Here is a 24,985-nt window from a genome sequence, read left to right as displayed (position 1 = left end):
TTTTACAACCGCTTTTGTTTTTCGGAATGTTACACTGTGCGAGCAACAGATCGCCGCTTACGAAAAACTTTGATTTGCGAAAGCTTCACATACTGCCCGGCGTTCCACAAATCATAATTGCATTGCATATTCAGCCAGAACTCCGGCGTTGTGCCAAATGCCTTTCAAAGGCGTAATGCCATTTCCGCACTTATTCCCTGATGTCCATTCAATAACATCGAGAGCGTTTTGCGGGTGACCCCGAGATTGCCGGCTGCATCTGCCTGACTTATGCCTAAGGGTTCAAGGTAAAGTTGTTTGAGGGTTGGACTTGGTTTGTATGGGCTTCATTCCTTGTTTGCGCATAAGCTGTGTCGACAAAATGAACGTTCCGGTTTTCAAGCTTGAAAAAGGTTCACCAGTTTGTTAGAAAGCCCTTGCAGGTGGGAATGTCTGTCTGTTGGGGCAAATGCATTTTTAAGCACGGAAGAATCGAACTCTTCCAAACTTAGACCTACATCATTCAAAACGCGATGAAATTATACTTGCTTCAATGATTAGTACTTCTAGGCTTGTTTGCCAAACATGGAAAATTTTATCTATTTTCCCAATCAGATCACAGTGACTTTCTCTGCTTCTGACCTTTCCAAATAAGATAAGTTCCTAAAGCAACAACCGCGGCACAACCAATTTCAATACCGAGGGGCCATGACTGAAGTTTGCCGGAACGATAATCGACTATAACGCTCATCAGTTCTCTTGCAGCACCGAAAATAAGTATTACTCCAAGGGTTGTTTTCCAGTTCATATTTAGAAAATTGTGATCACAAATCTCTACCAGCGTCCGCTGACGAACCGATCAGGGCTCCTTCAGCGGCACAGTAACTAGATATGGCAAAGCTGAAATTAGGTCAAAACTTCTTTAGTGCTCCGAAGTAAAAACTAAAGACTGGATTTATTCAGTCGATGGAAACTACTTCCAATTGTGCTTATAGACTGTCTTGTTTCAATAGTCACACATTTTATTGCAATAATCGTATGCCGGAGGACCGGAAGCCGGAGAATAAACGGGTAAGTTCCGAATAAGTGAAAAACGCCTATGATCCGCGGTTTTTCTGTATTTCTACCCCAAAAAACTATATTTGCGGCCTAATTCACGGTATTTGTTCTTTATCCGTCTTCTTTAACCTTTTATTAACCACGGATGAAAATACATTTGCCCATTACCGCATTCATTATGAAGAAAGTATTTCTGCTGGTCGCAGGTTTCGCCATGACGCTGGCCGCCTCGGCTCAAGACTCTACCGTTACCGTTAAGAGCAATCCATTCAAAAGGGCCGGTCGCGCCAACGATCACCTGATGGTGCAACTCGGCTATACCGGATGGGCCGGCCAACCCGACACCATCAATACCGGCGGTTTTTCCAAAAGCCTGAACATTTATTTCATGCTCGACCTGCCCTTTAAGTCCAATCCTAAACTGAGTGTTGGCATCGGCGCAGGCATCGGCTCCGACAATATCATTTTCCGTAAAACATATGTTGATATCAAAGGCTCTTCGCCCACCCTTGATTTCAAGGACCTGAATGATACCAACTATTTCAAAAAGACCAAACTCGCTACAACCTATCTCGAGGCTCCCCTCGAATTGCGGTTTGTATCCGATCCGAACAACAGCGACCGTAGCTTCAAAGCGGCGCTCGGCGTAAAAGTGGGTACCATGCTGAATGCACATACCCGCAATCGTACGCTCAAATCCCGCAGCGGCACCACGCTCAACGATTATACACTCAAAGAAGCCAGCAAGCGTTATTTCAATACTACCCGCATTGCCGCCACGGCGCGCATCGGTTGGGGACACTTCACGCTTTATGGTTCTTATCAGCTTACCAACCTGTTCAAAGACGGTGTTGCCGCTGAAATCCGCCCATATTCCATCGGGATTACACTCAGCGGACTTTAACCGATCTGCGTTCCTTTAAATAATATGCCCCGCCATCTGGCGGGGCTTTTTTTATAAGATACATTCCATCTGGATGTTGCATCGTTCGTAAGGCGAGGGATAACCGGTTATTTTCTGAAAACCAAGTTTCTCATATAACCGGATAGCCGGTGCTAAAACCGTATTACTTTCCAGGTAAACCTTTTCCGCACCATGCTGACGTGCCCAGCCCAGCGCCGCTTTGCCCAATAAATGACCCACCCCGCGTCCACGCGTATCCGGCGATACCGCCATCTTCGCCAGCTCATATTTATACGGACCTTCTTTCATCGGGATCAATGCGCACACACCCAGGGCTTCACCTGCTTTATCGATGGCCACCAATATATGCCCGCCCGGATTTAAAATATATTCCTCCGGATGATGCAGGGCCTTCAGGTCGCTTGGCTCCAGCTTGAAATAAGTGCGGATCCATTCTTCGTTCAATTCGCGGAAGGCGTCGCGGTAAGCAGGCGTGTAATCAATCACCCGTACGTCGCGGCTTTCGCGCTCCTTGCGTGCTTCTTCCACGCGGCGCAAGAGGCTTTTCTGGTCCAGCAGGTATTCCCATTCTTCCATCGCTTTCCAGAGATTATGATTGGCTTCGCTCAATAATTTCAGGCTCGCCTGTTCCACATCCTGGTACTGTTCTTTCACTTTTTCCCGCATTTCTTCCCCTTTGGCTGAAAGCACCACACGGTTGCGGCGGCCGTCGCTGTCATCTTTACGTCCTTCGATCAGCCCGGCCTTGCGCATTTCACTCACGATTTTACTGACCGAAGGATGGCTGTGGCCAATCTCCGCGGCAATTTCCGTAATCGTCATGCCATCACGTTGAGACAGCATATAAAAAACGGGGAACCATTTCGGCTGAAAATCAATTTCATAAAGGCGATAAACAGCGGCAGCCTGGTCGGTTAATCTTTCGCTGAGACGCCGGAGCCGGCTGCCAATGGCCATTTTTCCTACGCGGCTATAAAACTCCATAGTTAATTACGTAATTGATTACGCAAATATACAAAACCGGCTCATTTCCGGCGGCACCGTTTTAGTAACTATCTTTGACACAGCATATGATCGAGAAAAAGAACGTCATCGAGAAAGAAGAGAAGGCCGTGCTTGTAGGCATGGTGCAAAAGGACCAGACAGAGCCGCAATTGCAGGAATACCTGGATGAATTGGCTTTCCTGGCCGAAACCGCCGGAGCCAAAGCCGTTAAGCGCTTCACACAGAAATTGTCACACCCCGACAGCCGCACTTTCGTTGGTAAAGGTAAACTGGAAGAGATCCGTGAGTACATCACGGGAAAAGACATCAACCTGGTGATCTTTGACGATGAGCTTACCGGTGCGCAGATTAACAATATTGAAAAGGAACTCAACGCCAAGACCATCGACCGCAGCGACCTGATCCTGGATATTTTCGCCCGAAGGGCAAAAACCGCACAGGCCCGCGCACAGGTGGAACTGGCCCAATACCAGTACATCCTGCCGCGCCTCCGCGGTATGTGGAAACACCTTGAACGCCTCGGCGGCGGTATCGGTACCAGAGGTCCGGGTGAAACCGAGATCGAAACGGACCGCCGTATTGTCCGCGATAAGATTTCATTGCTTCGCAAACGTTTAGCAGAAATAGATAAGCAGGCACAGACCCAACGCAAAGAGCGCGGCGAGTTTATCCGCGTGGCGCTGGTCGGTTATACCAACGTCGGTAAGTCTACCATCATGAACCTTTTGTCCAAACGTGATGTGTTTGCCGAAAACAAATTATTCGCCACACTCGATACAACGACCAGCAAGATCGTGCTGGATACCACACCATTCCTGCTGAGTGATACCGTTGGTTTTATCCGCAAACTGCCTCACCACCTGGTGGAGAGTTTCAAAAGCACACTCGATGAAGTGCGGGAAGCCGATATTTTATTGCATGTGGTAGATATCAGTCACGCCGCTTATGAAGATCAGTTGGGCGTAGTGAATAAAACCCTGCAGGAGCTGAAAGTGCACGACAAACCCGTGCTGACCATTTTCAATAAAATGGATCTCTACGAGGCGCGCACTTTCGACGAATGGCTGAGCGACGATACACGCCGCGAAATTCTCGAAGACCTCCGAGAACGGTGGAACAGCGAAACCAACGGCAATGCCGTTTTTATTTCCGCCATCGAACGCCGCAATCTCGACGAATTACGCAATACTATTTTGACAAAAGTGAGAGAGCTGTACAGGATTCGTTATCCGTATAAGACAGACTTCTTTTATTAATTCAAAAGAGTTATAAGTTTTAAGTAATAAGTTATAAGTAAAATAGCCGTGGAGATTCAAGCTCTCCTTAAATTTCACGCAAAGCGGCATAAGGGGCAAAGGCGCTAAGCAAAGGTAAAAGATGCGGGAGTGGTAGAAAATCCGTTATAATTCAAAAGAGTTATAAGTTTTAAGTAATAGGTTATAAGTAAAACAGCCGTGGAGATTCAAGCTCTCCTTAAATTTCACGCAAAGCGGCATAAGGGGCAAAGGCGCTAAGCAAAGGTAAAAGATGCGGGAGTGGTAGAAAATCCGTTATAATTCAAAAGAGTTATAAGTTTTAAGTAATAGGTTATAAGTAAAACAGCCGTGGAGATTCAAGCTCTCTTTAAATATCACGCAAAGCGGCATAAGGGGCAAAGGCCCTAAGCAACGGCTGTTTATTCACGATTGACGATTCACGATTGACGATTCGGGTCTCCAATTTTACGTTTGAATTTTCCTCACATGTGGCACAAAATCGCCGAACATCCCAACGAACTTGATTTCGCTACCAACCGCATTGCCGTGGTTAAAGTGAAAGGCAAAACTTTTTGCATAGGTCGCCATGGCGAGGAACTGTTTGCCTTTGCTTATAAATGCCCGCATGCCGGCGGCATCATGGCCGATGGTTATATCGATGCCATGGGACAGGTTGTTTGCCCGCTGCACCGGTACAAATTCGATATGCGCACCGGACGAAACACCAGCGGTGAAGGATATTTTCTCAAACGCTGGAAAGTGGAATGGAGAGAAGACGGTGTTTTTGTGGAAATGGAACAAGCGAGTTGGTGGGGATGATGTATCTTTTAGGCGTAAAACGATTACGCTCTTTTGAACCAAAACCCTTTCCCTTGAGTCAATTCATTCATATCCCAGCACTGCTTCGTTCGGGTGAACTCGAATTAATCGAGAACCTTATTTCCCGCGCAAATTTTGTTGACGGCAAACTTACCGCCAGCATGGCCGCAAAAGAGGTGAAAAACAACCTGCAGCTCGATGCCGGAGAAACGACGATACTCGAACAAATCCGCAGCCTTATTCACCAGGCTCTTCAGCAAAGTCCACTATTCCAGATCGCGGCATTGCCCGGAGAAATCTTTCCTCCGCTGATCAGCAAATACGGCCCGGGCCGTTACTATGGCTGGCATGTGGATAGTCCTGTTATGGGCAACCCGGCCATACGTACCGATCTCGCCATGACGATCTTCCTCAGCGATCCTTCAACTTATGAAGGTGGTGAACTCGTATTACAAACAGGCGGTGGCGTATTCAATTTCAAACCCGCCAAAGGTGACGCCGTTCTTTATCCCTGTCAGTTCCTGCATTGCGTGAATGAAGTAACAAGTGGCGAACGTGTGGCCGCCGTTACCTGGATTCAAAGCAATGTAAAATCACCGGAGCAACGGCAGATATTGTTTCAACTCAACCAGGTACATGCCATGCTGCATCAACGCGCACCGCAGGCACCCGAAACACAATTACTTCTTCAAACACACAGTAACCTGTTCCGCATGTGGGCGGACTTATAATCATGGATCAGCAAAGCAAGTCCGCGCTCCTCGACTGGATTCCTTATCGCCTCGTGCAAGACAATGGCCAGGCCTTGTGCCGTTGGTTGTATGTTGGTGAAAAAGAATTTACCGAACCTTTTTTTGACAGCACGATAGGTATGTGTCAGCAGGCATCACAGAATTCGCAGTTGAAACGATCGGTGAGCGATGCTGATGCGCTGAAACAATGGCAGGCCTATACGAACCCGGTTGATCCGGGCGCTTTGATCTTTCATGTGTCGCGCTGCGGCTCCACGCTGGTATCGCAATTGCTTGCCTCATCAAAAGAAAATATTGTGTTGTCGGAAGTTCCTTTCTTCGATGAATTGTTGATGGGGAAAAATGGCATTGATATCAATGTACCGGACACGGCTTTGTTGTCTGCAGCCATTGACTTTTATACGCATCAACGTCATCCCGCACAAAAACGTTTTTTCATTAAGACGGACAGTTGGCACATGTTCTACTACAAAGAATACCGCGAGCTGTTTCCTGCCTTGCCGCTGATACTGTTGTACCGCGAACCGGCGGCCGTTATCCGTTCGCAGAAAAAAAATCCGGGCATGCACGCCGTGCAGGGATTGTCGCCTGCACGGCTATTTGATATCAAAGATGAGTTGGCAAGCCGAGAAGAATACATGGGTGCGGTGCTCGAAAAATATTATCAGCTTTTTTTAGCGATTGCACAGCAGGATAAGCATGCCGTACTCGTTAACTATGGCGAGGGCGTGCTATCGATGATGGAAAAGATCAGCGTGGCTACTGGAATAACGCCCACTGAAGAACAGCGTGCCATCTGGCAGGAACGCTCACAATACCATGCAAAATATCCCGATGAATCTTTTAAAGGAGACAGCGAAATGGCTATTGATCCGGAGAAATTTTCTGCTGCTGTAGAAGCTTACGAAGCGCTGGAGGCTTGGCGTTTATCCAATAGAAAATGATAAAGTGCCTGCGCCGACTCTTCCAGTGATTGTAAATGGGTGTCGAGGATCAGGTGTGCGGATTCCGGCGATTCGTACGGATCATTGATGCCGGTAAGGTTGTGCAATTTTTCCGGATGATCTTCCGGCAACAGCGCTCTGCGATACAAACCTTTTGTGTCGCGCTGCACTAAAGTGGGAATGTCGCAGCGAATCCAGACGGTGAGAGTGTTGTATTTTTCTTCCAACTCTTTTCTTACACTATTAAAAGGATTGATGGCGGCGATGATGATGATCTTACCGGTTGCGTCGAGCCTGGCCGCTTCTGCGCCAAGGCGACGGATATTTTCCATCCGGTCTTCTTTTGAAAATCCGAGGTCCCGGCAAAGGGTCTGCCGGTAGGCATCACCATCGACGATCACTACTTCGTGACCGGGCTGCGCGATCTGGCGCAGTTGTTGAGCCAGAGAAGATTTACCGGCACCGGACAACCCGGTGAACTGAACGATCATAGAAAAGTTTGGGACAAAATACATTATCGCAGGCGCCTGGGCAAATGCGGGAATATTATTTGTCTGAAATGAATTAAATTGTTCATCCCTAAAACCATTATTACTCCTATGCATCCTTTTTCATTAAAAGCCTACCTCACGCTTTTCGAAGAAATAATGATCGGCAGAACCGGCGAGTATACCTGGATCATCGATCGCGATCCCGGTCAGGGAATTTTGCGTTCTCTCCAGGAACTTTCAGGTAAGGAAGCGTCTACGCCGCTGCGCAAAGACGGTATCAGCATTGCTTCGCATGCCGGCCATGTTAATTGGGCGCTGGATTTTGCATTGACATTTTTGAATGGTGAAACACCCACGGGTAAATGGCCAGATAGCTGGAAAACCAAAGACCTCGACGAAGAGGACTGGTTGAAACTACTGGAGCAGATCGAGGACCGCGCAGAAGCCTTCCGCGATAAAGTGAAAGAACGCGAAGATTGGTCTGACGTCCAGCTCGAGACCGGCGTGCTGGCCTTTGTACCGCACATGGCCTATCACCTCGGAGCAATCAGGCAATTGCTGAAAGAATTACGGGAGAGGGAGGTTTAATCCGGCCCCGCCCGGATTAAAAAATGTGTAAATGTGCCCGCCTCCGGCGGGGCCATGTGTAAATGTGAAAACGCCTGCACATTTATACATTCCTGTATTGCCTTGCCGCCCGTTCCAGCCGGCTGCTCATGCGCTTCTTTAGCCTGAGCGGACCTTTCACCTCTATGCATTCTCCAAAACCCAGCAGTTCCCTTTCCAGCTCAAAGTTCAATACGACATCGATACGGATGATTATGCCCGTTTCCTCTTCGTGCAATAATTGTTGTGAATGATGAATCGGCTTTGTCAATACGTAGGGAGCTGTTTCCTTGTCAACTTTTAAAATAACTTTCTGCGGGCGGTCCTTACTATTTTTCGTTACACCGATGCAATCTGCGTAATAACGCTCGAAGTCCACGCCTTCGTAAGGAACAAAATCACGCGGCGACATTTCCATGAAATCAATCATGCGGTCGAGGGCCAGCGTGAGGAGGTGTTGGCTTTGCCTTGGCCGGCACAGCAGGAACCATCTGTTGCGGTACTCTTTAAGCAGATAAGGATGATAAACCTGCTCTCTCGGCTCTGTCTGCTGAAAGGATTGATAACGGATGAGCAGCGGGATTTTCTTCAAAATCGCCTGGTACAATGGCCCGACATGTTCGATGCCTTTGAGGCGATGATTATTTTCCAACTGAATATAACCCGGACTCTTGCCTGCAGCGTTCTGTAACGAATTCTGCAGCCTCGCCATAATATCAGTCATGTCCTTAAAATAATCAAAGCCGCTCATCTGTTGCAGCACACTCACCATCTCGTTCATCTTTTCCATATCTGCCGGTGTCACACGCGAACGGTGGATGCTGTACCGCGCATCCTCATAGGTATAAAACTTGCGGTTCAATACTACAATAGGAGCATTGTAACCAAGCTTGTTGCTGCGCATCAGTTCGAGATCGGCCTGTATGGTTCTTTTACTGACGCCTGAGCTAATGCCTTCCTGTTCGTACAACGCCTCAGATACTTTTTGAATAAGATCATTCAATGTCCACTGGCGATAACGATTGGAAAGACATTTATCAATGGTGTTGTAACGTAACAATGCAAGTTTATTCACGGCCATAAGACAAAGAAAAGGCATTAACTGCGCAATACAGTTGCGCAGTTAAGTGAAACGGGAAAATATTTTTAATCTATATCCGTCGAAAAAAGGATTTTTTGACAATTAATTTCACTGCGCAGTTCGGTTGCGTACCTGGGTATGCATTTTTGTGTTGTGAAAGACAATGAATGTTTTTCCGGATTAAAAACAGAAGAAGATGACACAACGAATCAATGGAGACGATCTGCTGGACCTCGGATACCCTCAGGGACCGGCACTGGGAACAGCCTTAAAAGCGAACAAAAAAAGAAATCAATTCACCCGTGAAGAAATGCTCGCGCTATATAAAAGGGTACTGGAAAACCCGGAAGCTGCATTGGAAGACCCTTTGATGAAAGATGTAGCGGCGGCATTGATCGCAGAAAGAGAAGAACCAAGCAAGATCATTTCTTTAAATAACACCCCACCAACCTACGCCATCTATGGAGAAGGCTTCATCGAGAAGGGTGCCCGCGCGCAGATGGACACTGCTATTAAACTACCGGTAGCCGTGGCGGGCGCCCTTATGCCCGATGCACATGCGGGTTATGGCCTGCCGATCGGCGGTGTGTTGGCGACGAAGAATGCGGTTATTCCTTATGGAGTGGGCGTGGATATCGGATGCCGTATGGCGTTATCGATATATGATATTCCGGAAAATTATTTTAACGAAAATAAAGACCGGTTTCGCCGCGAACTGATCGCGCAAACCATCTTCGGTGCAGGTCAGGGATACAAAGGAGCTGCGCGTGCAGAACATGCCGTGCTGGATAATGCTTCATTTGGAATGAACAGTTTTGTTCAGCATCTGAAAGACCGTGCCTGGTCGCAGTTGGGAACATCCGGCGGAGGAAATCACTTTGCAGAATTTGGTGTACTCGAATTAGCCGAACCCGATGAGGTAATGGAGTTACAGGCAGGACGTTATATTGCATTGCTGACACACTCCGGTTCACGCGGACTCGGCGCAACCATTGCCGGCCACTACACACAGCTCGCCAAAAAAATCTGTCAGCTACCACACGAAGCAGTGAACCTGGCTTACCTGGGTTTGGATACACAGGAAGGACAGGAATACTGGGAAGCGATGAACCTTGCCGGTGATTACGCCTCTGCCTGCCACGAAGTGATCCATAATAAAATGGCAGCAGCCATAGGAGCACAGGTCTTGGCGAAAGTGGAGAACCATCACAACTTTGCCTGGAAAGAACAACTGAATGGAGAAGAAGTAATCGTACACCGCAAAGGAGCGACGCCGGCTGCAAGAGGAGTAATGGGCATCATTCCCGGATCTATGGCCGCGCCAGGTTTCCTGGTACGTGGCCGCGGAGAAACCGATGCGATCAACTCTGCTTCTCATGGCGCAGGTCGTCAGATGAGCCGCACAGCCGCGGTAAAAAATCTTTCAAAAGAAGCATTAAAAGCGGCGCTTGTTGCGAATGAAGTGGAATTGATCGGCGGTGGAATGGATGAGGCGCCGATGGCATATAAAGATATTCACCAGGTAATGGCTGCACAAACAGATCTGGTAGATGTGGTGGCTACTTTTAAACCGCGACTCGTGCGCATGGCGGCAGATGGAAGCAGGGAAGATTGAGTTTAATCCGGCCACACCCGGATTAAACAATGTGGAAATGTGCCCGCCTCCGGCGGGGCCATGAGAAAATGTGAGAAATGCTTCTTCCTCCTCTCCTGGTAAAGGACAATTCATACATTAAAGGAGAATGAATAAAACAAAATAACCCGCTTGTTATAGCGGGTTATTTATTTATAATGATTGGTTGCAACAAAAGCGAACCACTTATAAACGAAGCATAGATGCCTCCGGATTTCATAGAGGGATTATTTTTTTATGCACAGGCTGAAACCCTTGTCCGGCGCCGATATACGAATACAAAATTGATATGGTTTTCAAAAAAAAATATAGTTCTGAAAGGGTTGGTATGGCATGGCTTTGGGTTTCTGCTTCACATGTTTCAGAGGCCTTTGAACATGCAGGGGACAAAGCCGAAAACCCCTTTTCAAAATGAGTAGGCATCACAGTCTAAATTTTAAGTTATGAAAACCAGAGAACTTAATGCCCAGGAATTACAACAAACAAACGGTGGCTTCATCGGTGGTATTTTGGGCGGCGACAACGGAATGCTCAACATCAGTAATGGCTTCCAGCTGGGATTCCAGCACACAAACGACGACGGTGAATCAACCAGCTTTATGCTTGGTGATGCATTTAATCTGAATTTCCTCGCTAACGACTAAGCCCGCACCAGGCTTAATATATATAAAGGGATAAACAACTTGTTTATCCCTTTATATTCTTTTCAAAATTTCCTATGTCATCTGCCCGGAAAATAGTACCCCTCGCTGCGATTCCCCATTCGGTGGAACAGCATTTATCACGGACCAATCGTCCTACACGTATCATCTATCTGACGATACTTTTCACCGTGTTCGCTTGTTTTATTCTTTTGTTTGTTATTCATACAGACGTAACCGTTAAAAGTGGTGGAACCATCAAATCACTTACCGAACGAAACGAGATCAGAACCGGTACCGATGGTGTTATCGATTCATTGTATGTGCAGGAGAATAGCGTAGTGAAAGCCGGACAACCACTTATGAAAATACGTTCTGCGGCGCTCGAACAAAAAAATGCAGCGCTTGCACAACAATATAAAGAATTGGAAGCTCAGGTAAACGATCTGCGATTCCTCACTAGCGGCCGGTACGACTCTTTGTCGTCCGCCGTTTACCAACAACAATACAGGTATTATCTCCAGCGGCTCGCCGAAGTGAACAACCGGGTCAGCCTGGCCGTTAAAAACTTCGACAGGTTTGCTTATCTCTATCAACATAAAGCTGTATCGGCCCTCGAATACGATAAAGCATCTTTCGAAAAGACTTCCGCGCAAAGCGAGGCCGCACTGATCAAACAACAACAGCAGAGTTTGTGGCAGACAGAACTTACGAACCTCAACAACCAGCTTCAGCAGTTGTCGGCCCAGCTCGGTATCAATGAAGAATATGTAGCGCAGTATGAAATCAAGGCACAAATAGATGGCACCGTGCAGGGGCTGAAAGGCGTTCAGCCCGGCAACGTAGTTGGAAGTGGTGAAGTGATCGGTGAAATATCACCGGAAGGAGGATTACTGGCAGAAGCTTATGTGCTGCCAAAAGATATTGCGCTCATCCGTACAGGACAAAACGTGAAGATGCAGGTGGATGCCTTCAATTACAATGCATGGGGTGATGTGGAAGGAGTAGTGGAATCAATTTCGCCCGATGTATTCACCACAGAAGGACAACCCTATTTCAAAGTCCGGTGCCGGTTAGACAAGACACAACTGCAATTGAACAATGGATATGCCGGGCAATTAAAAAAAGGCATGACCATACAGGTCCGCTTCAAAATTGCCCGACGCTCGCTGTTTCAATTGCTTTCAGATAAATTGGAAGATTGGCTCAATCCAAACGATGTAACCAATGGCCCGACAGCAAAAAAATAAACAACGGACTTCCTGGCTGGCAAATTGGCTTGGCAAAAAAATGAACGCGTCGCGCAGACGCCGTAAGGGAATTGTAATACGCCAGCAGGATCTTACAGATTGCGGAGCTGCCTGCCTGGCCTCCGTAGCCGCGTGGTACGGGCTGCGCTACCCGATCGCGCGCATACGCCAGTTGGCATCCACCGATAAAAAAGGAACCAATGTCCTCGGACTCATCGAAGCAGCACAACAACTGGGCTTTTCCGCCAAAGGCGTGAAAGGCGAAGCGGAAAGTGTTTTTGAAATACCACTGCCCGCTATCGCACATGTGGTTTTGCCGAATGGCCTGCATCACTACGTGGTAATATATGAAGTGAATGAAACAGCCGTACAGGTAATGGATCCGGGAAGCGGCACCTATACCACCATCAAACATGCGGATTTTAGAAAGTTGTGGACAGGTATTCTTGTTTTGCTGGCACCACTGCCGGCATTTGAGGCAGGAGATCATACCGTGCCGCCACTCACACGCCTCTGGCAATTACTTCGCCCGCATCGCTTATTGCTGATACAAGTGTTAATCGGCGCTATTTTTTATACCATACTCGGACTGAGCACTTCCATTTTTCTGCAAAAAATAATTGACAACATTATTCCCGATTCAAATCAAAATCTGCTCAACACACTGAGCCTGGTGATGATCGGCATCCTGCTTATTCAACTGTTCATTAATTACACCCGCACATTGCTGACCATGCAAACCGGTCAACAGATCGATGCACAGTTGATATTGGGTTATTATAAACACCTGCTGCGATTACCGCAATCGTTTTTCGATACTATGCGTACGGGTGAAATCATTTCCCGGTTGAACGATGCTGTCAAAATCCGTGTATTTATCAACGAAGCGCTGGTATCATTTGCCGTTAATCTTTTTATCCTGGTCTTTGCATTTGTATTGATGTTTACCTCCTACTGGAAGCTGGCGCTGATCATGCTGGTGGTAATTCCGCTCTATGCTGTTATCTACTATTTATCCAATAAGATCAACAAGCGGACACAACGCCGATTGATGGAAGACAATGCAGAGCTGGGCGCCCAACTCGTGGAGTCTGTAAATGCGGTGAGCACGATCAAACAATTTTCACTGGAAGAGTATGCCAATGTGAAAACGGAAAACCGGTTTGTCAAACTGCTTGGTTCCGTTTATCAATCCGGCGTCAACACCGCCGGCATCAATGCCGCTACCAGTTTTGTATCGGGATTGTTTATCGTGGTGTTGCTATGGACGGGAGCCACCTTTGTGTTGAACCGCGGCATTACACCCGGCGAGTTACTGGCTTTTTATGCGCTTGTCGGTTACTTCACCGGCCCCGTGCTTTCGTTGATCAACATGAACAAGATCATGCAGGATGCGCTCATTGCTTTTGACCGTTTATTCCAGATCATGGATCTTGATCGCGAAGAATATGAGAATAAGATCACGTTGGAAAAAGACATGGTAGGCGATGTGGTACTGAAGGAAGTGAACTTCCGCTATGGCACCAGGGCCAGCGTATTTGCCAATCTTTCTGTTACGTTTCCTGCGGGAAAAGTAACCGCCATAACAGGTGAAAGCGGCTCCGGAAAAACGACACTGTTGGCATTGCTGCAGAATCTATATCCCCTGCAGTCAGGCAGCATTCATATTGGGGAATATGACCTGAAATATATCAGTCCGGGCAGCCTGCGGTCTGTGGTAGGCGTCGTGCCGCAGAAAGTCGACTTGTTTGCAGGTACCGTATTGGAGAATATCGCCGTTGGGGAATTTGAGCCGGACATACGCAAGGTGATCCGCATCTGCAAAGAGACCGGCATCCTGGAAATGATCGAGTCGCTGCCGGGCGGCTTTGATACAATGCTGGGAGAAAATGGCGTAAACCTCTCCGGAGGACAGCGGCAGCGCCTCGCTATCGCACGCGCGCTTTACCGCGATCCGGAAATCCTCGTACTGGATGAAGCCACCTCTTCACTTGATTCTTTATCCGAGCAATATATACAGGAAGCATTGTCCCAATTACAACAACAAGGGAAAACAATCATCATTATTGCTCACCGGCTGAGCACCGTGGTCTTTGCCGATAAGATTGTGGTATTGCATAAAGGTGAGCTGGTAGAAGAAGGTAGTCATGAAATGTTGTTAAAGAAAAAAGGCGCCTACAGTGGTTTGTGGGAGCGTCAGTTTCCGGCACAGAAAAAAACGCGGAGAAAGAAAACGGATACTGAACAAGCAATAAGTCCCAAATGAAAAATTTCTAAAACCAGTTCATTGCAGATATGAAAACACCAACGCTTATCATTTGCCTGTTATTGTCTGCCGCTTGTACGGCACAGGTCTTAACGCTTCAACAATGTATCGATACCGCACTCCGGCGTAATATTCCCTTGCGGGATGTACGGCTGGCATCCGAAGCTGCCGATCGCAATGCGGATATCGCCAAAGCTTCCATGATGCCTGACCTTTATGGTAGTGTGAATCAGGGCGTGAACTTCGGACGCAATGTGGATCCGTTTACGAACGACTATGTACAGCGCACGATTGATTTCGGTAGTTATGGCCTGTCATCTTCCGTTACATTGTTTAGTGGAAACTCGATCCGCAACAACGTAAAGCAGCAGCAACTCGAAGCCAATGCCTCCAAACTCGATATCGAAACCGTGCGCCAGCAAACACGGTTGAATGTTACGCTTGCTTACCTGCAGGTATTGAGCACCGCCGAACAACTCGAGGCTGTACGCAAACAGGCACTCGCCAGCGAGGAACAGCTTAAACGTCTTGAGCTGCGGAAGAAAAAAGGCGTAACGGCCGCGTCGCAGGTGAGCGACCTGCAGGGACAATTGCAGAATGACCAACTCGCTATTGTTGATTTGCAGAATACATTGGAGTGGTATAAAATGGAATTGGCCCAGCACATGAATGTGCCCTATAATAAGGATATCCGTTTGCAGGCTATAAATATTGATGGCATGACGAAAGCTGTAAGTCAGGGAGCGGGCAATGTGTATAGCCGCGCGCTTGGCGTGTTGCCGCAGGTACGTGCAGCGCAGTTACGTTCGGAGAGTGCGGCTTATCGCTGGCGTTCAGCAAAAGGCCTGCGGTATCCGCAGGTGATCCTTGGCGGAACGGTGCAGACGGTATACGCAAGTTCGGCACGAATCGCCAACGATAAAGTGGCTTTCGGCGATCAGTTTTGGAACAACCGCTTTGCCACCCTCAACCTGGGAATACGCATACCCATCTTTACCGGTGGGGCTATCCGCAATCAAATAAAGCTGGCAGATGTACAAAGAAAACGTACGGCCTTAGCGGAAGAAGCCAACCGGACAGAAATATGGCGGCAGATCGAAAGGGCCGATGTGGCCATGGTTAATGCCAGACAAAAATATCAGGCACTGCAAACACAGATCAGCGCTTACGAAGTTTCTTATGAAGCCGCAGAAGCGCGTTTTGTAACCGGTGTTGACGGCTCGCTGAATTACCTGCTGGCAAAAAATAACCTCGATCGTGCCCGGCAAAATATGATCCTTGCCAAATACGACCTGGTATTAAAACAACAGGTGCTCGAGTATTACAGCAATGGCGATTGGTAATAATTATTACCGGCCATAAGTATAAAACGTCGTGTCGCTGCGGGATAAAACTTCACCGGGATAAGTGTAGATAAGCCACACTTCGCGCGTAACATATCCCTGCGCATCGGTGAGATAATTATACTCCCAGCGCTGGTACAGTTCACCGCTACGGTTCATATTGTAATAGCGCCGGCTTTTAACGAGATGGGTAACAGGCTTGCCATACATATCGGGTAAATGACCTTTGTAAAAATCTTTTTGAGGTTTATCGGTATAAAACTCAAATGCAATGGAGTCGCGTTGATTTAATGACGGATTGGATACATTGGTGTAATCATTCAACCAATAACTATAATTACCGTCCCGGTAAAATTTCCTGTAATCATTTTTATACGTACCCCAATCTGCCTGGTTACGGATTTCTTTTCCTTCACTATCGTATTGATATAACAAGGTGTTATTGATCGTACCGTTTTGCCGGATCGTACGGCTTGAATCGATATAACCATTTGAACCGGTGCGGAACCAGCCGGATTGAGTTGGGGTGGAACCCGTGAAACCAGCAAGGCGGTAACCGCTTCCTTCAAACATATAGCGGGAGAGATACACATCGGACGGTGTGCGGCTGTAAACCTGCCGGATTTCAACGTTTCGTCCGTTGTAGGTATAACGGGTGGTATCTGTCTCGCCGTTAAGGTGATGAATGGCGGAAACCACACGATAGGGAGAGGAAGAACGATCCCCGTTACTTTTCCGGCAGGCGACAAAACAGGCCACCAATAAAAAAACCAGGCAGAAACGCATATTTATTGATTTTGATGATCCGTAAAAATGCGTAACTGCCCGGTTTTGCCAATCCACCGAAACAGTGATTTATGCCGTTTTTTCTTTTGCCAGGAAATCCGGCAGCATCTTACCAATGATTTCGTTCCAGCCACCCTGAAAACTTTCCGCAGCAAAATCGGGTCCTTTGGGAAATGTTTCAATGCCGTGATGGCTGAGCCTTATCCAGCTCTGATTATCTTTTTCTCCCAACTCAATGTTTACAATGGAGTAACCCGGATGTGCATCATAGCGCCAGCTAAACTGTAACCTGTGCAACGGAACGACATCCGTGATCTCACAAATATGAATGTATTGTTCTCCCTTGTGGCCGGTGCCGGGAAAACGAAAGCGGAATCCGACTTCGGGTTTAAAATCATCGAGGTTAAAAAACCATTGACGCAATTGCTCTTTGTCTGTCAATGCCTGCCACAGGCGCTCAACCGTTACGGGAATTGTACGTTCGGTGACAACAGGTTGATTTTTTATAAGGTCGGGAAACTTTTCATACGCAACAGCGGCATAACTCAATGCGGTATCTGACTGGTGATCGTCTTCTCCCAATGTATGAACAGTATCGCTGCCACTCAACCGTTCTTCCAGTTGATCGAGCAGATCATGGAAACCGGCAGGAGCTTTCACGGCAAAATCATCAGTGAGTTTGCTATACGTTAACTCGAGGCGGGTGCTATTGGCAGACACCTCGGAAAGTTTCCACTCGGCTAATTCCTTTTCCCATGTCCAGGAAAACAGATGTGGTTCATCGATCTGTACGATCTCACCGTACGAAACGGAATGGTCTTTATCGGCAAAATGAAAACTGATCTTGCCGCCGGGACGAAAGTCCATTTCAATATCGGTAAACCAGAAACGAAGTTGTGCGGGATCGGTGATCGCTTTCCATACCTGTTGGATGGAATGGGGTAGTAACCGTTCGAATACAACTTTGTAGCCATCGGGCTGCCGGCTGAGTTGACCAAGATGTGCCATAGGAAAAAATTAAGATGAAGGTTTGGGGTTTTGTTCCTTGAGAAAAGATTCGAGTGCATCGAGTTTGGTTTCCCAGAACTTTCTGTACTGTTCTATCCAGGCGGATACCTGCTGAAGCTGGTGCAGGTTGGCCTGGCAATATCGTTCGCGTCCTTCCTTGCGCACATGAATGAGTCCGCATTCGGTAAGGATCTTTATGTGTTTGGAAATGGCGGGCCTGCTGACGGGGAAATGGTCTGCTACGGCGTTGAGGTTCAAAGACTGACTGGCCAGCAGGCCAATGATGGCGCGGCGTGTAGGATCTGCTATGGCCTGGAAAACATCTCGACGCATAAAAAATATATTTGTAACCGTTCGGTTACAAATATAAGTCAAATTCAAAATTAAAAAATCAAAAGAGGCATCTGATCGCTTTGCGCCTGAGCATGAACGAGTTGTTGCTATTGACTTATTCACTTATTGACTTATTGCCGGGTAACCGAGCCGGAAAAAACCTCATATTATATGACTAAATTACTTAGTAATTAATGGCTAAATAGTTTAGCTTTGTTTTGAAATGTTGATGAGATGTCCGCCTTCAATGCCGAACATATTGCTGCACTCCGGCAGGAGTTATTGCGCTGGCAGGGTTACCGGCCGCTCACCGGCGCATGTGCAGAACCGGCGTTAGGTCCGTTGAACAGCGCATTTCCCAATGGCATATTTGCTACAGGAGCGGTGCATGAATTCATAGCGGCACGTGCAGAAGACATGGCTGCCACATCGGGATTTATTACTGGTCTGTTGCATACGCTATTGAAAAAGGACAATCCATCTTTATGGATAAGTGCTGCCAGAAATATATATCCTCCTGCCTTGGCCGCATTTGGTATACCGGTTCATCAAATGCTGTTCGCAGATCTGCGACGCGAAAAAGATGTGTTATGGACATTGGAGGAAGCGTTGAAATGTACCCCGCTGAATGTGGTGGTGGCAGAAGTACGTCAACTCGATTTTACATCGTCGCGCCGGTTACAATTAGCGGTTGAGACGAGTGGCGTTACGGCATTGATCATACGCCCGCAACCGCGTGTGCTTGACAGTACTTCTATTGCGCGTTGGCAAATACGATCGTTGCCGGGATCAATAGACGATGATCTGCCGGGCGTAGGATTTCCGCGCTGGAAAGTGGAATTGCTGCGCGTACGTAATGGTAAGCCGGGAAGTTGGGAAATAACGTGGCGGGACGGACAGTTTGCGTTTAAGGAAGAAACTGTTCCTGCGAAAAAAATTATACCGATGCGAAAAACAGGATAACCATGAGTACACGGTATGTGGCGGTGTGGTTGTGTTACCCACAGACAGATTGGTATACGCGGCGGAATGCCGAACGGGCGAACAGGCCGGTGGTCATTCAATGCGTGGAACGTAACCGTCGCATCATCGGTGAAGTAAACTATAAAGGAGAGGCAGCGGGTCTGCAAAAAGGCATGACCATCACGGATGCGCGGGCGTTGGTGCCGGAGTTGGAGATCATTGAAGAAGAGAATGGGTTGCTGGAAAAAATAATTCAGGCTTTAGGATTTGCCTGTATACGGTTCACGCCGGTTGTTGCGATGAACCAACCTGATGGGTTATTATTTGATGCCAGTGGCTGTGCACATCTCTGGGGTGGCGAACAACCCTACCTGGAGGCGATAGAAAAATGTCTACGGCGCTGGGGTTATGCTGCGCGTGCGGCCATGGCGGATACGATTGGAGCTGCATGGGCCGCGGCCAGATATGCCGATGAAAAATGGATTGCACCAGGCGAACAACTGAAAGCAATGCAATCGTTGCCGCCGCAGGCGCTGCGACTGGAAGAAACGGTTATAGCAAAACTGTTGCAGCTCGGACTTCAACCGATCGGCCGGTTCATGGGTATGCCGCGAAGAGCATTGCAACGTCGCTTTGGTTCCACCTTATTGGAGCGGCTCGATCAGGCTCTGGGTTTTGCAATAGAACACCTGGAACCCTTGGTGCCGCCGGTTCCTTATGCAGAGCGATTGCCCTGTCTCGATCCGATCGTCAGCGCAACTGGTATTGAGATAGCCATAGAACAACTATTGGACAGCTTATGCAAGCGTTTGGCAAAAGAAGGAAAAGGAGTACGTGAAGCGGTGTTGAAATGTTTCAGAGTGGATGGACATGTGCAACAAATACAAATCAATACCACACGTCCTTCAATACAGCCGGTGCATCTGCAAAAGCTGTTAGCGTTAAAAATAAATACGCTGCAGCCAGATCTTGGATTTGAATTATTTATACTAGAGGCCACGCGTGTGGATGATGCTGAGCCTGAGCAACAGCGCATATGGGACGGAGGGAGTTCCGACAAAGCTGTGCTTGCAGAATTGCTGGACCGGATAGAAGGAAAGCTGGGAAAAGGAATGATACATCGTTATCAACCGGCGGCGCATTACTGGCCGGAAAGGGCATACAGTCGCATTGAACCGTTTGCCGAAAATAAGAACAATGAATGGCCGGTGCCTGTTCAGCGTCCGCGACCGGTTTGTCTTTTTCCGAGACCCGTATCCATTGAAGTAACGGCACCGGTACCCGATTATCCGCCGATGTTGTTCCGGTATAAAGGAAAACTGCACAAGGTAAAAAGAGCCGATGGTCCTGAGCGCATTGAACAGGAATGGTGGCTGCAGTCCGGTGATCACCGTGATTACTATACAGTGGAAGATGAAGAGGGAGTAAGGTTCTGGATCTTCCGTGACGGGCATTATGACGCGAAGAGACAAAGGCATTGGTATTTGCATGGAATCTTCGCGTGAGGGAAAGGTTATAAGTTTTAAGTAATAAGTAGTAAGTAAAACAGCCGTTATCAGCCCATGTTCGTGTTTTCAGGAACTGGTAATAGAGGTAGGAGCGGTCGCTTAAATCTTAGCGCCTTTGCGTGGAAAAACATTCACGACTCCCGAGGCTTCGGGATCACTATTCACGACTTTGCTTTTTTGACACTTCGATAAACTCAGTGTGACACTTTGAATTGCTACAGCGAACTACAAACAACGTCTAACTTCTCCTTTCTCCGCGGAGCATCGCACCCCGAAGAAATGATCGCGCAGGCCGCGGCGCTTGGATATACAGCTATTGCCATCACAGACCGCAATACGCTGGCGGGCATTGTACGCGCGCATGTGGAAGCAAAAAAGAAAGGCATAAAATTTATTCCCGCTGCAAGACTGGACTTGCGTGACGGTCCTTCTTTACTTGCCTATCCTACAGACAAATATGCCTATGCAAGACTCTGTGTCTTGCTGAGCAAAGGCAATCTGCGTACAGAAAAAGGACAATGCGAATTGTATAAAAAAGATGTGTATGAACATGCGGAAGGCATGAAACTGATAGTCGTTCCTCCTGACCAACTCGATCACACGTTCAACTATGACACCTCTTTCGTTGCTGCACTAGAAGAATATCGATCAATATTGGGCAGGCAACTATATCTCGCGGCGGCAAGATATTACCAGGGAGATGACCTGAAGAAAATGCACCGGCTATGGCAATTGTCGCAGCAATACGATCTGCCACTGGTAGCGGTGAATGATGTGCACTATCACGAATCGGAAAGAAGAGAATTGCAGGATATTCTCACCTGTGTTCGCGAGAAATGTACGATCTACGATGCAGGCTTCCGGCTGCATGCCAATGCAGAACGATACCTGAAACCGGTGGAGGAAATGCAGCGCTTGTACCGGCAATACCCGGATGCGATCGAACGCGCGAATGAAATAGCGGAAGCCTGTACGTTTTCATTGAATGAATTAAAATACGAATATCCGGCAGAGATCACTGATGGCCAGCCGGCATTGGAGCGTTTGATACAATTGACCTGGGAAGGAGCGAGACGTTTATTCGGAGCAAAAGTACCGGGTAAGATCGTAAAAAACATACAGCATGAAATGACGTTTGTGCGGGAGATGAACTATGCGCCCTATTTTCTTACGGTGGCCGATATCGTGCGTGAAGCACGCAGCCGCGGTATACTCTGCCAGGGACGCGGTTCCGCCGCCAACTCAACGATCTGTTACTGTCTCGGCATTACCTCTGTAGACCCGACAAAATTCGATCTGTTGTTTGAACGGTTTATTTCTTCTGCGCGTAATGAACCGCCGGACATCGACGTAGACTTTGAGCACGAACGCCGCGAAGAAATGATCCAATATGTATATGATAAATATGGCCGCGACCGCGCAGCAATTGTGGCTACCGTCACCCAGCAACATCAGAAGGGGGCACTGCGTGATGTGGGGAAAGCCATGGGACTATCGCCTGATCTGCTGGCAAAACTTTCTGGGCTGGTGAAACCCTATTCGGATGAATGGTACGACGAAGAGCGCCTGAAAGCAACAGGATTAAGCTCGAAAGATCAGCATCTGAAAAAAGTACTGCAACTGACACGTCAGATGATGGGTTTTCCGAGGCAACTGGGGCAACATACCGGAGGATTTGTAATCACGCAGGGAAAGCTTACGGAATTGTGTCCATTACTAAATGCGCGCATGGAAAACCGCATCAATATAGAATGGAACAAAGATGACATCGATGCTTTAGGCTTTATGAAAGTGGATGTGTTGGCACTGGGCATGCTCACCTGTATCCGGAAAACATTCGACCTGCTGAAACAGCATTATGGAATCGATCATACGCTGGCAAGTATTCCGCAGGATGATCCGAAAGTATATGAAATGATCAGCCACGCCGATACGATCGGGGTGTTCCAGATTGAAAGCCGCGCACAACAATCGATGTTGCCGCGGTTAAGACCAAAAGAATTTTATGACCTGGTAATAGAAGTGGCCATTGTAAGACCGGGGCCAATACAGGGAGACATGGTGCATCCGTATCTAAGGAGACGCGATGGGCTGGAAGACGTTTCGTATCCGTCGAAAGAGTTAGAAGCCATATTGAACAAGACATTGGGTGTGCCGTTGTTCCAGGAGCAGGCGATGAAGATTGCTATTGTGGCCGCAGGGTTTACGCCGGCTGAGGCCGATGAACTGCGCAGAAGTATGGCTACGTTCAAAGCGCATGGTAAAGTGAGTGCGTTTGAGCAGAAGCTGATCGGCGGCATGATAAAAAATGGCTATAAAGAAGACTATGCTAAACGTGTATTCCGGCAACTGGAAGGATTTGGAAGTTATGGATTTCCGGAAAGTCATGCTGTGAGTTTTGCGCTGCTGGTATACATTTCTTCCTGGATCAAATGTTACTACCCCGATGTATTTGCGGCGGCCATCCTCAACAGTATGCCCATGGGATTTTATCAGCCGGCGCAACTGGTGATCGATGCAAGAAAACATGGCGTAACGGTGAAGGAAGTGGATGTGAACCACTCGTACTGGAACAACACACTCGAAGAGCAGGCGGGTGCCTATAAGGTATTGCGGTTAGGTTTCCGGCAGGTAAAAGGATTGCGGGAAGATGATATGGAAATGCTTACAACGCGGCGCGGAGAGGGATATCGTACGGTAGGGGCATTATGTGATGCGGGTGTGCCGGTGAATGCGTTGGAGCGGTTGGCCGAAGCCGATGCTTTCCGGTCGATGGGCATGGACCGGCGGGCCGCGATGTGGCAGGTGGCTGCGTTAACGGATCACCCGGAAAAACTATTTGCCGGCCAGGCATCGGAAACGGAGCAGGAGCCTGCAATCCCGCTGCCGCAGATCAGTGAATCGGAGCAGGTGGTGCGGGACTACGGGAGCATGGGATTATCGATCAAGGCGCATCCGGTGAGTTTTGTGCGGGAAAAACTGGAACTGTTACGGATCCGGTCGGCGGCTGATCTGGAGCAGGTGAAGGACAAGGAAAAAGTGAAAGTGGCGGGACTGGTATTGGTACGTCAGCGGCCGGGTACGGCCAGCGGGGTCTGTTTTGTGACGCTGGAAGATGAAACGGGGGTAGTAAATGCGGTAGTCTTTGCCAACCTGTTTGAACGGGACCGGAAGGAAATTCTGCAGGCGAAATTGCTGATGATCGAGGGGCGTTTGCAAAGGGAGGGTGAGGTGGTGCACATCATAGCGGAGCGGTGTCATAATATTACCAGGTTGATGGCCGGTCTGGTCGGTGGCGGGCGGGAGGACTTGCCGGTGCTGACCCTGAGCCGTGCGGACGAGAAGGATGGCGAGCTGCCGGACTACCGGAAGGATGTGCGGCGGTTGAAAGCGGAGAGGGGCGGTCCGGATCTGCGGATACCGGAGGCGCGGAATTTTAAATAGGAATGGTGGAAAAAGTCTTAAAAAAAATGCGTTTCGCTGTGCTAAATGTTTGAAAATCCCTATTTTTGCTGCCCCGAAAGGGGAAAAATTCCTCCTTAGCTCAGTTGGTTAGAGCATCTGACTGTTAATCAGAGGGTCGCCCGTTCAAGTCGGGCAGGGGGAGCAAGAAAGGGGCAAGCAATTCTGTTTGCCCCTTTTTTATTTGCCTATTATCTACTATTCTTAATACTAACTAACCTTTTCAATTGCAAATCTCACAATGCACTTACGTGTTAAACCACCAAAGCGACTAGAAATAGATTGGCGTAATTTAGCTGTATAGAAGTAATTAATAAGATTAACAAAATGGATTTTGAATTTTCCCCAATAGTACCAAGTGGGTTTAGAGGATCAGTCAAATTGATTTCCGGCGGTAACATCCAATTACTTCCCAATATCTCCTACCTGATTTGTCGTGAGGGGAATTCCATACTAAATGTCTTCGAAATCAGGTTCGAATATCATTGCAGTCCCTTCAGGCAGGCTTCGATTCTGGAAGAATATTTGGCTGTTGGCTATGAAGAGTATTTCTATCTCTACGACTTGAAGCAGGACTTAAATTTGGCGGCAATAAAAATGGATGGGTATTTTTCCCACTTGTACTTTGATTCTGATTCCTTCTACATTTCAAGTGCTGGAAGCATATATTGTGTAACTAAGAAAGGTTCAATCTTATGGATAAACACTGATCTTGGAGTTGATGGTGTTTTGATTAAAAATTTTGATAATGGGAAAATTTTCGGCACTGGTGAATGGGATCCTCCTGGAGGATGGCGAGATTTCATACTTGATAAGGTAGACGGACGATTACTCTAAGATTTCACTTAAAGTCTGTAAATCAGCAAAGCAGCGCA

22 protein-coding genes, 1 tRNA gene and 1 pseudogene are annotated in these 24,985 nt (G+C 47.8%); 16 read left to right on the top strand and 8 right to left on the bottom strand.

Going from position 1 to position 24,985, the window contains the following annotated elements:
• Window positions 1-164: 164 nt before the first annotated feature.
• Window positions 165-311: pseudogene (locus H608_RS24900) on the bottom strand (HigA family addiction module antitoxin); the annotation flags it as partial.
• Between the two features lie 284 nt (window positions 312-595).
• Window positions 596-787, bottom strand: a complete 192-nt coding sequence (locus H608_RS0101180; protein ID WP_028786061.1) for a hypothetical protein — start codon at window positions 785-787, stop codon at window positions 596-598.
• Between the two features lie 429 nt (window positions 788-1,216).
• Here H608_RS0101180 and H608_RS0101175 point away from each other — a divergent pair, with 429 nt between their 5' ends.
• Window positions 1,217-1,942 carry an outer membrane beta-barrel protein gene (locus H608_RS0101175; protein ID WP_028786060.1) on the top strand — a complete coding sequence of 242 codons (726 nt, stop codon included), beginning with the start codon at window positions 1,217-1,219 and terminating at the stop codon, window positions 1,940-1,942.
• Window positions 1,943-1,993: 51 nt separating this feature from the next.
• Here H608_RS0101175 and H608_RS0101170 read toward each other — a convergent pair whose 3' ends face one another.
• Complete coding sequence (locus tag H608_RS0101170) at window positions 1,994-2,947, bottom strand: bifunctional helix-turn-helix transcriptional regulator/GNAT family N-acetyltransferase (protein ID WP_028786059.1); 954 nt, start codon at window positions 2,945-2,947, stop codon at window positions 1,994-1,996.
• Between the two features lie 86 nt (window positions 2,948-3,033).
• Between H608_RS0101170 and hflX the strand changes: the two genes are divergently transcribed.
• The 4 genes from hflX to H608_RS20835 all read left to right on the top strand — a co-directional run bounded on the left by hflX (window position 3,034) and on the right by H608_RS20835 (window position 6,739).
• Window positions 3,034-4,224 (top strand): GTPase HflX, encoded by a 1,191-nt coding sequence (hflX, locus tag H608_RS0101165; RefSeq protein ID WP_028786058.1) that lies wholly within the window; start codon window positions 3,034-3,036, stop codon window positions 4,222-4,224.
• A gap of 486 nt (window positions 4,225-4,710) precedes the next feature.
• Window positions 4,711-5,043, top strand: a complete 333-nt coding sequence (locus H608_RS0101160; protein ID WP_038006605.1) for a Rieske (2Fe-2S) protein — start codon at window positions 4,711-4,713, stop codon at window positions 5,041-5,043.
• 53 nt (window positions 5,044-5,096) lie between these two features.
• The gene (locus H608_RS0101155; protein WP_028786056.1) at window positions 5,097-5,774 is read left to right on the top strand and encodes a Fe2+-dependent dioxygenase; all 678 of its coding nucleotides are present in this window, start codon (window positions 5,097-5,099) and stop codon (window positions 5,772-5,774) included.
• Window positions 5,759-6,739, top strand: a complete 981-nt coding sequence (locus tag H608_RS20835) for a sulfotransferase family protein (RefSeq protein ID WP_162142829.1) — start codon at window positions 5,759-5,761, stop codon at window positions 6,737-6,739. Before H608_RS0101155 ends, H608_RS20835 begins: the two co-directional genes overlap by 16 nt.
• Here the strand turns inward: H608_RS20835 and cysC are convergent.
• On the bottom strand, window positions 6,697-7,230 hold the full coding sequence (cysC, locus tag H608_RS0101145; protein ID WP_038006604.1) for an adenylyl-sulfate kinase: 534 nt from the start codon (window positions 7,228-7,230) through the stop codon (window positions 6,697-6,699). The genes H608_RS20835 and cysC overlap by 43 nt on opposite strands.
• A 108-nt stretch (window positions 7,231-7,338) precedes the next feature.
• On the opposite strand from cysC, the gene H608_RS0101140 reads away from it, so the two are divergent.
• A complete protein-coding gene (locus H608_RS0101140; protein ID WP_028786054.1) occupies window positions 7,339-7,818 on the top strand; it encodes a DinB family protein in 480 nt (159 codons plus the stop codon).
• A gap of 82 nt (window positions 7,819-7,900) precedes the next feature.
• Here the strand turns inward: H608_RS0101140 and H608_RS0101135 are convergent, their stop codons facing one another.
• Complete coding sequence (locus tag H608_RS0101135) at window positions 7,901-8,917, bottom strand: helix-turn-helix transcriptional regulator (RefSeq protein ID WP_028786053.1); 1,017 nt, start codon at window positions 8,915-8,917, stop codon at window positions 7,901-7,903.
• Between the two features lie 196 nt (window positions 8,918-9,113).
• Here H608_RS0101135 and H608_RS0101130 point away from each other — a divergent pair, with 196 nt between their 5' ends.
• The 5 genes from H608_RS0101130 (at window position 9,114) to H608_RS0101105 (ending at window position 16,050) form a co-directional block, all read left to right on the top strand.
• The gene (locus tag H608_RS0101130; protein WP_028786052.1) at window positions 9,114-10,532 is read left to right on the top strand and encodes an RtcB family protein; all 1,419 of its coding nucleotides are present in this window, start codon (window positions 9,114-9,116) and stop codon (window positions 10,530-10,532) included.
• 461 nt (window positions 10,533-10,993) lie between these two features.
• On the top strand, window positions 10,994-11,194 hold the full coding sequence (locus tag H608_RS0101120) for a hypothetical protein (RefSeq protein ID WP_028786050.1): 201 nt from the start codon (window positions 10,994-10,996) through the stop codon (window positions 11,192-11,194).
• Window positions 11,195-11,268: 74 nt separating this feature from the next.
• Entirely contained in the window at window positions 11,269-12,441 is a 1,173-nt protein-coding gene (locus H608_RS0101115) for an HlyD family secretion protein (RefSeq protein WP_028786049.1), read from the top strand.
• Window positions 12,419-14,707: a peptidase domain-containing ABC transporter gene (locus H608_RS0101110; RefSeq protein ID WP_211227008.1), complete on the top strand. Its 2,289-nt coding sequence runs from the start codon at window positions 12,419-12,421 to the stop codon at window positions 14,705-14,707. The genes H608_RS0101115 and H608_RS0101110 overlap by 23 nt, the downstream gene beginning before the upstream one ends.
• 29 nt (window positions 14,708-14,736) lie before the next feature.
• Complete coding sequence (locus H608_RS0101105; protein WP_028786047.1) at window positions 14,737-16,050, top strand: TolC family protein; 1,314 nt, start codon at window positions 14,737-14,739, stop codon at window positions 16,048-16,050.
• Between the two features lie 6 nt (window positions 16,051-16,056).
• Here H608_RS0101105 and H608_RS0101100 read toward each other — a convergent pair whose 3' ends face one another.
• The 3 genes from H608_RS0101100 to H608_RS0101090 form a co-directional block, all read right to left on the bottom strand.
• Window positions 16,057-16,836 carry a hypothetical protein gene (locus H608_RS0101100; RefSeq protein ID WP_028786046.1) on the bottom strand — a complete coding sequence of 260 codons (780 nt, stop codon included), beginning with the start codon at window positions 16,834-16,836 and terminating at the stop codon, window positions 16,057-16,059.
• Window positions 16,837-16,905: 69 nt separating this feature from the next.
• Entirely contained in the window at window positions 16,906-17,844 is a 939-nt protein-coding gene (locus tag H608_RS24215) for an SRPBCC domain-containing protein (protein WP_081658745.1), read from the bottom strand.
• Window positions 17,845-17,853: 9 nt separating this feature from the next.
• Entirely contained in the window at window positions 17,854-18,177 is a 324-nt protein-coding gene (locus tag H608_RS0101090) for an ArsR/SmtB family transcription factor (RefSeq protein ID WP_028786044.1), read from the bottom strand.
• A 234-nt stretch (window positions 18,178-18,411) separates the two neighbouring features.
• Here H608_RS0101090 and H608_RS0101085 point away from each other — a divergent pair, with 234 nt between their 5' ends.
• From H608_RS0101085 to H608_RS0101065, 5 genes are all read left to right on the top strand, one after another.
• Window positions 18,412-19,140 (top strand): ImuA family protein, encoded by a 729-nt coding sequence (locus H608_RS0101085; protein WP_028786043.1) that lies wholly within the window; start codon window positions 18,412-18,414, stop codon window positions 19,138-19,140.
• A gap of 2 nt (window positions 19,141-19,142) precedes the next feature.
• Complete coding sequence (locus tag H608_RS0101080; protein WP_028786042.1) at window positions 19,143-20,645, top strand: Y-family DNA polymerase; 1,503 nt, start codon at window positions 19,143-19,145, stop codon at window positions 20,643-20,645.
• A 210-nt stretch (window positions 20,646-20,855) separates the two neighbouring features.
• Complete coding sequence (locus H608_RS0101075; protein ID WP_028786041.1) at window positions 20,856-24,092, top strand: error-prone DNA polymerase; 3,237 nt, start codon at window positions 20,856-20,858, stop codon at window positions 24,090-24,092.
• Window positions 24,093-24,181: 89 nt separating this feature from the next.
• Window positions 24,182-24,255: transfer RNA gene (locus tag H608_RS0101070), tRNA-Asn, on the top strand.
• 182 nt (window positions 24,256-24,437) lie between these two features.
• A complete protein-coding gene (locus tag H608_RS0101065; protein WP_028786040.1) occupies window positions 24,438-24,947 on the top strand; it encodes a hypothetical protein in 510 nt (169 codons plus the stop codon).
• The last annotated feature ends 38 nt before the right edge of the window (window positions 24,948-24,985 follow it).

Origin of the sequence: Terrimonas ferruginea DSM 30193 (genome assembly GCF_000425585.1) — a bacterium.
Taxonomy (GTDB): Bacteria; Bacteroidota; Bacteroidia; order Chitinophagales; family Chitinophagaceae; genus Terrimonas; species Terrimonas ferruginea.
The sequence above is the reverse complement of the archived record's forward strand: the minus strand, read 5'-3'. Positions and strand labels throughout refer to the sequence as shown.

Bases quoted from the DNA above. Each gene is read 5' to 3' on its own strand.
- H608_RS0101180 (WP_028786061.1), bottom strand. From the start codon at position 787: ATGAACTGGAAAACAACCCTTGGAGTAATACTTATTTTCGGTGCTGCA.
- H608_RS0101175 (WP_028786060.1), top strand. From the start codon at position 1,217: ATGAAGAAAGTATTTCTGCTGGTCGCAGGTTTCGCCATGACGCTGGCC.
- H608_RS0101170 (WP_028786059.1), bottom strand. From the start codon at position 2,947: ATGGAGTTTTATAGCCGCGTAGGAAAAATGGCCATTGGCAGCCGGCTC.
- hflX (WP_028786058.1), top strand. From the start codon at position 3,034: ATGATCGAGAAAAAGAACGTCATCGAGAAAGAAGAGAAGGCCGTGCTT.
- H608_RS0101160 (WP_038006605.1), top strand. From the start codon at position 4,711: ATGTGGCACAAAATCGCCGAACATCCCAACGAACTTGATTTCGCTACC.
- cysC (WP_038006604.1), bottom strand. From the start codon at position 7,230: ATGATCGTTCAGTTCACCGGGTTGTCCGGTGCCGGTAAATCTTCTCTG.
- H608_RS0101140 (WP_028786054.1), top strand. From the start codon at position 7,339: ATGCATCCTTTTTCATTAAAAGCCTACCTCACGCTTTTCGAAGAAATA.
- H608_RS0101135 (WP_028786053.1), bottom strand. From the start codon at position 8,917: ATGGCCGTGAATAAACTTGCATTGTTACGTTACAACACCATTGATAAA.
- H608_RS0101130 (WP_028786052.1), top strand. From the start codon at position 9,114: ATGACACAACGAATCAATGGAGACGATCTGCTGGACCTCGGATACCCT.
- H608_RS0101120 (WP_028786050.1), top strand. From the start codon at position 10,994: ATGAAAACCAGAGAACTTAATGCCCAGGAATTACAACAAACAAACGGT.
- H608_RS0101115 (WP_028786049.1), top strand. From the start codon at position 11,269: ATGTCATCTGCCCGGAAAATAGTACCCCTCGCTGCGATTCCCCATTCG.
- H608_RS0101110 (WP_211227008.1), top strand. From the start codon at position 12,419: ATGGCCCGACAGCAAAAAAATAAACAACGGACTTCCTGGCTGGCAAAT.
- H608_RS0101105 (WP_028786047.1), top strand. From the start codon at position 14,737: ATGAAAACACCAACGCTTATCATTTGCCTGTTATTGTCTGCCGCTTGT.
- H608_RS0101100 (WP_028786046.1), bottom strand. From the start codon at position 16,836: ATGCGTTTCTGCCTGGTTTTTTTATTGGTGGCCTGTTTTGTCGCCTGC.
- H608_RS24215 (WP_081658745.1), bottom strand. From the start codon at position 17,844: ATGGCACATCTTGGTCAACTCAGCCGGCAGCCCGATGGCTACAAAGTT.
- H608_RS0101090 (WP_028786044.1), bottom strand. From the start codon at position 18,177: ATGCGTCGAGATGTTTTCCAGGCCATAGCAGATCCTACACGCCGCGCC.
- H608_RS0101085 (WP_028786043.1), top strand. From the start codon at position 18,412: ATGTCCGCCTTCAATGCCGAACATATTGCTGCACTCCGGCAGGAGTTA.
- H608_RS0101080 (WP_028786042.1), top strand. From the start codon at position 19,143: ATGAGTACACGGTATGTGGCGGTGTGGTTGTGTTACCCACAGACAGAT.
- H608_RS0101065 (WP_028786040.1), top strand. From the start codon at position 24,438: ATGGATTTTGAATTTTCCCCAATAGTACCAAGTGGGTTTAGAGGATCA.